Below are 5,573 nucleotides of genomic sequence, written 5' to 3'. Positions count from 1 at the left end.
GTGCCCGTATCCCTGACAATCTCGCCGGTGCGCAACGCCGTCGGGCAGATCGTCGGCGCCTCGAAGATCGCCCGCGACATATCAGTAGCCAAGGAGAACGAATATCGCATCCGCATGCTGATGCGCGAGGTCAACCACCGGGTGAAGAACCAGTATTCCGTCATCATCTCGATGATCCGGGAGACCAGCAAGCGGTCATCGACGCCGGCCCAGTTCGAACGTCAGGTGCGCGAGCGCATCATGGCGTTGTCGCTCTCGCATGACCTTCTGGTTTCCGGCGACTGGAAGGGCGCCACGATCTTCGAACTGCTGCTTGCGCAGGCCAAACCGTTCGGCAACGAGGAGCGGATCTCAATGTCGGGCCCTTCCCTGACGCTGAGCCCCAATGCCGTCCAGTACCTCGGCATAGCGTTTCATGAACTCGCGACCAATTCCGCTAAATACGGCGTCCTTTCGGCCGCAGAGGGAACGATAACGGTGCAATGGAAGGTAACCGGACTGGTCGGCCAGAAACAGTTCCAGCTGATCTGGAAAGAGAGAGATGGTCCTGAAGTACAGACGATCGGCCATGGTGGTTTCGGCAGCGTGGTGCTGCGGCGCGTCGCTCCAGCCGCGGTGAGCGGCACCGGTGTTCTCGAGCATGATAGCCACGGTGTCACCTGGACGCTGCAAGCACCGTTGACCCAACTTGAGGCCTCGGTTGACAGCGAGCACGTTGATCAGCGTGCGTTGGACCAGGTGATGAGCGGACACGAATTCGGAATTGTTCCCTGAACTTGGGCACTGGCAACAGGACTACGGCCCGCTATGTGTTGCTTTTATTGTACGTCCTGGCCTTCAGCCCTGTCGCAATATGGCGGGCATCAGCACCGGAGCCATCGCCGTGACCGTGACCGACCTCTATCGAGGCTACATCGCCTGCCTCAACAATCAGGACTGGCAGAAGCTGCATCGCTTCGTTCATGACGAGGTGCACTACAATGGCGACCGCGTCGGACTGTCGGGTTACCAGGACATGCTGGAGCGCGATTTTCGGGAAATCCCAGACCTCTATTTCGATATCCAGTTGCTGATCGCCGAACCGCCGTTCCTAGCCAGCCGGCTTCAGTTCAACTGCACGCCGAAGGGAACCTTCTTCGGGCTCCCTATAAACGGCAGGAAGGTGTCCTTCAGCGAGAACGTCTTCTATGAATTCCTCGACGACCGGATCAGGAACGTCTGGTCGGTGATCGACAAGGCCGCGATCGAGGCGCAGCTTTAATCCAGGTCGCCCAGAAAGCGACGTCTGCGCGGCAGCGCCCGTGGATCGTTCGTAAAAATCGATCATTCTAACGAAAATAATTCGTTGGAAAGATTGGTTTAGGAATGGCATTCTCCCGGCATACTCGCCTGGAGCATTGCATTGTCTTCCGTTTCCCACTTCGCGAACGATATTCCAAAAAGCGCGTTTCCTGCCGATGTCGCGCAAGGGCGAAAATCCCTTAGCTGGAATGGCATCGTCCCCGGCATCGTGCTGGTCACGATGATCACTGCCGTCGCCTTCTCGGCGCGCAATGTTTCCGGCTTCGCGCTGTTCAGTCCAATGATCCTCGCCGTCGTCGCCGGCATGATCTACTCCAACGTGCTCGGCACGCCCGTGCACGCCAAAGCCGGTATCGCATTCTCGCAAAAGCGCCTGTTGCGCTTCGCCATCGTGCTGCTCGGCTTCCAGCTGACGCTCGGCCAGGTGGTCTCGATCGGCGCTGGCGGCGTCGGCATTGTCGCGGCGACGCTTGGCGCCACCTTCGTTTTCACCATCACGCTTGGCCGGCTGATCGGCGTCGACGCCAAGCTGGCGCAGTTGATCGCCGCCGGCACCTCGATCTGCGGCGCTTCGGCCATCGTCGCCACCAACATCGTCACCGATGCGCGCGACGAGGACGTCACCTACGCCGTCGCCTCGATCACCTTGTTCGGCACCGTCGCCATGCTCGGCTTCCCACTCATGGCGCCCATGCTCGGCCTCGACCAGCACGCTTTCGGCCTGTGGGCCGGCGCCTCGATCCACGAGGTGGCGCAAGTCATCGGCGCCGGCTTTCAGAACGGCACCCAGTCCGGCGAGATCGCCACCGTCGCCAAGCTGACCCGCGTCGCCATGCTGGCGCCGATGGTCGTCGCGCTCGGCCTGATGGCGCGCGGCAGGAGCAGCAGTGAGGTGGCGGCGCGGCCGCCCATGCCGTGGTTCGTCGCCGCCTTCGTCGCTGTCGTGGCGTTGAACAGCTTGGTCACGGTGCCCACCGAGATGAAATCGGCAATGGCGCTCGCCACCACCATCATGCTGACCATGGGCCTGGCCGCCATGGGCCTGCAGGCCGACATCTCTCAGCTGCGCTCGCGCGGCCTGCGCCCGCTGGCGCTCGCCTTCTCGGCCTTCCTGTTCATCGGCTGCTTCAGCCTGATGCTGGTGAAGTTCGCCTGAGCTTGATCGCCGGCACGCAGACGGCACAAGCGAGTTTGGGAATCAAATCACATCGGCTACGGTCTGCCGCGCATCAACACGCGAGCCCGCACCCGATCCATGCCGTTTGTTCCCTTACCCTTCGTCGTCGCCCTGTCGCTGTTCATCCTGCTTTGGGTCGTCGCCAGCCGCCAGGATGAGGCAGCACCGAACCTGCCGTTTCTCGCCCTGATCCTTGTTGCAGCGTTGCAATCGGTGCTCACCGGACTGCGCTGGGGCTATGGCATCAGCGAAGTCGGCTATATCGCCCCCGTATCCGCCGCGATCATGCCGTCTCTGCTCTACGCCGGCGTATCGAGCCTGGTTCGCACCAGCGACCGCCGGTGGCCGGCCCTGCTGGGGCTCCACGCGACACCCGCGGTCATCATCATCATGCTGATAATCTTTTGGCGCGAGGCGATCGACGTGGCGCTGACATCAATCGATTTCACCTACGCCGCCGCCATTCTCTGGCTGCTTCGCTCCGGCGCCGACGGGCTTCGCCTTGCGCCCTTCGACGGCGCGGTCCCGGTCTACAGGGCCATCCTTTTCGCGGCAGCTACGCTGTGCCTGTCGGGAGCCGTCGACATGCTGGTGTCCTTCGATCTGGCGTCGGGACATGGCGCTCGCGCGGCAACCGTGATCGGCATCGGCAATCTTTTCATGCTCGTCATTGTCGGCATGGCGGCGGCTGCGGCCAGCCAAAGCCATGTCCCGCTCAATGCCGCCGAGCCCGTCGAGACTTCGTCCCCACCCGACGCCGGCGAGAACGCCGATGCGATCGCCAGGGTCAACGAGTTGATGCAGGAGAAAAAACTATATCGCGACGCCAATCTCAACCTCAACCGGCTTGCCCGGCGCGCCGGAATTCCAGCACGGCAGATCTCAATGGCGATCAACCGGGCCACGGCCAGGAACGTCTCGCAATATGTCAACGGACACCGCATCACCGAGGCCTGCCGGCTGCTGAGCGAGACCGATCAGTCCGTGACGGAGATCATGTTTGCGGTCGGCTTCCAGACCAAGTCGAACTTCAACCGCGAATTCCGCCGCGTCACCGATATGACCCCGCTCGCCTGGCGGGACCGGAACGCGCCTGACGCGGCGCCCTCGCTTGCGAACCGGCGGGCGGCTGAAATCGGCAGCGCCGTTCCGCACTGAACGGTACTCAATCGCGATAAAGCACGTCCTTGATCGCGATCAAGGTCGCGGACTTCGCTCCGATCCGCTGACATTGGGTCGCTAACACTGCAATCGAACATGACCGCCAGCTTGCCCGGACGCTGTAGCCTCCGGCCTTGCCACCTATAGGGCGCGTTCGACAACGGAGATTTCAATGAAATTCTGGACTATGCTCTGCGCCGTCGCTGTTTCCACGGCGCTCATGCAACACCCCGCAGACGCCGGCGACAATGTCGGCGTTCGTCAGTTCCCTGCCCCATCCAAGGAGCGCGGCATCGATCTCGATGTGACGGTCTGGTATCCCGCGCAACCGGGCGGCGAGATGGTTATATCAGGCGACACCGCGCTTTTCGCCGGAACGGCCGCCATGCGCGATGCGCCTATCGCTGGCGGAAAATTCCCGCTTATCCTGCTTTCGCATGGCGCTGGCCTGGCGGGAACCCCACACGCCCTGAGCTGGATTGCAACGCCTCTGGCCAGGCAGGGATTCGTCGTCGCCGCTCCCACACACCCGGGAAATACGGGGAAAAACAGATCCGCCGCCGAGACGATGAAACTCTGGTTGCGGCCCGCCGATCTCACGGCTGCCCTGACCGCGACGGCGAAGGACGCTTTCTTCGCAGGGCACCTCGAACAAGGCAAAGTAGGCGTCCTCGGTCTTTCCATGGGCGGCAACACGGCGCTGGCGATAGCCGGTGCCCGCATCGATCCGAAATTGCTGGCGGCCTATTGCGATACGGACCTGCTCAATGCCTCGCTCTGCGACTGGGTCAGGCAAAGCGGCGTCGATCTTCACGCCATGGATTTGCAGGCCGCCGGTCGGGACAACCGGGATGAGCGCATTCATTTCGCCATGGCGATCGATCCTGCCCCATCCGATGTCTTCGATGTCAAAAGCTTTGCCGGTATCAAAATTCCGGTCGCTATCGTCAATCTTGGCCGACCAGGAAAGATTCCCGTGACCGCCGACGCATCCGAGATCGCAAAAGCAATTTCAAAGGCGAGCTATGCGACGATCGCGGATGCGAGCCACTACAGCATGTTCGGCGAATGTAAGCCCGGCGCTGCCGGCATCATTGCGGCCGAACAGATCGGCGACCCGGTTTGCGATGACGGTGGAGCACGATCGCGCGGTGATATTCACGCGCAACTGATCGACATGACGATTGCAGCTTTCAATCGCGCGCTGAAGACCGAGCCGTAGGACGCAGCTCAGTCCTCGAACGAACTCGCCGCGGCATAGATCGCCGCCAGCGTCTCGATGCCGGCCTGGTCGGCCTTGTCGAAGCGGCCGGGCAGCGGGCTGTCGAGATCGAGCACGCCGAAGACGCCTTCATCGTCCTCGAGCAGCACCACCAGTTCCGAGCGCGAATCGGCATCGCAGGCGATGTGGCCGGGAAAATCATGCACGTCCTTGATCAGCATCGAGGTGCCGAGTTCGACCGCCGTTCCGCACACGCCCTTGCCGACGGCGATGCGCACACAGGCCGGCTTGCCCTGGAAAGGCCCGAGCACCATTTCCTCGTCCGACTGCAGGAAATAGAAACCGGCCCAGTTGAGGTCCGGCACCATCTGGAAGATGAGTGCTGCGGTGTTGGCGGCGTTGGCGATCGAATCGCGCTCACCCTCGAGCAGCGCCTTCAATTGGGTGGCGAGGTCGCGGTAGAACGCGGGCTTGTCTGAGGTGTCGATGGCCTTGGCCGCAAACATGAACGTGTCTCCGTGTCGGGGATGGCGGTTCGTCCGATCGCTTGCCAAAGTCCGGCGAGCTCCGCAACCAGACGGCCGCCTGGACAGTCTAGCGTGGATTGCGTCCCCTTCGAAAGCCGCAAGATCATGATTGCCTCCCGGGACTGAGCCGGGCGACTGCGTAAACTTTGCGATGATCATCTTGAGAATCGTAGCGGCCCCGATC

The 5,573-nt window shown here is 62.0% G+C and carries 6 protein-coding genes; 5 read left to right on the top strand and 1 reads right to left on the bottom strand.

Annotated elements, in window-relative coordinates; all coding sequences use genetic code 11:
• The 5 genes from EN994_RS15825 to EN994_RS15805 all read left to right on the top strand — a co-directional run.
• On the top strand, positions 1–774 hold a 774-nt coding region (locus EN994_RS15825), incomplete at its 5' end, for a sensor histidine kinase (RefSeq protein WP_164745949.1).
• A 109-nt stretch (positions 775–883) separates the two neighbouring features.
• Positions 884–1,261: an ester cyclase gene (locus tag EN994_RS15820; RefSeq protein ID WP_024501791.1), complete on the top strand. Its 378-nt coding sequence runs from the start codon at positions 884–886 to the stop codon at positions 1,259–1,261.
• A gap of 141 nt (positions 1,262–1,402) precedes the next feature.
• Positions 1,403–2,458, top strand: a complete 1,056-nt coding sequence (locus EN994_RS15815) for a YeiH family protein (RefSeq protein WP_063168664.1) — start codon at positions 1,403–1,405, stop codon at positions 2,456–2,458.
• Between the two features lie 99 nt (positions 2,459–2,557).
• On the top strand, positions 2,558–3,637 hold the full coding sequence (locus EN994_RS15810; protein ID WP_063168665.1) for an AraC family transcriptional regulator: 1,080 nt from the start codon (positions 2,558–2,560) through the stop codon (positions 3,635–3,637).
• A 175-nt stretch (positions 3,638–3,812) separates the two neighbouring features.
• The gene (locus EN994_RS15805; RefSeq protein ID WP_063168666.1) at positions 3,813–4,862 is read left to right on the top strand and encodes a dienelactone hydrolase; all 1,050 of its coding nucleotides are present in this window, start codon (positions 3,813–3,815) and stop codon (positions 4,860–4,862) included.
• Positions 4,863–4,870: 8 nt separating this feature from the next.
• Here the strand turns inward: EN994_RS15805 and EN994_RS15800 are convergent, their stop codons facing one another.
• Entirely contained in the window at positions 4,871–5,368 is a 498-nt protein-coding gene (locus tag EN994_RS15800) for a GAF domain-containing protein (RefSeq protein WP_063168667.1), read from the bottom strand.
• Positions 5,369–5,573: the final 205 nt, after the last annotated feature.

The sequence above is a fragment of the Mesorhizobium sp. M7A.F.Ca.CA.002.09.1.1 genome, assembly GCF_003998555.1.
GTDB classification, from domain to species: domain Bacteria; phylum Pseudomonadota; class Alphaproteobacteria; order Rhizobiales; family Rhizobiaceae; genus Mesorhizobium; species Mesorhizobium ciceri.
Note: the sequence above shows the minus strand (reverse complement) of the source record. Positions and strands in the feature narration are given on the sequence as shown.

Bases quoted from the DNA above. Each gene is read 5' to 3' on its own strand.
- EN994_RS15810 (WP_063168665.1), top strand. From the start codon at position 2,558: ATGCCGTTTGTTCCCTTACCCTTCGTCGTCGCCCTGTCGCTGTTCATC.
- EN994_RS15805 (WP_063168666.1), top strand. From the start codon at position 3,813: ATGAAATTCTGGACTATGCTCTGCGCCGTCGCTGTTTCCACGGCGCTC.
- EN994_RS15800 (WP_063168667.1), bottom strand. From the start codon at position 5,368: ATGTTTGCGGCCAAGGCCATCGACACCTCAGACAAGCCCGCGTTCTAC.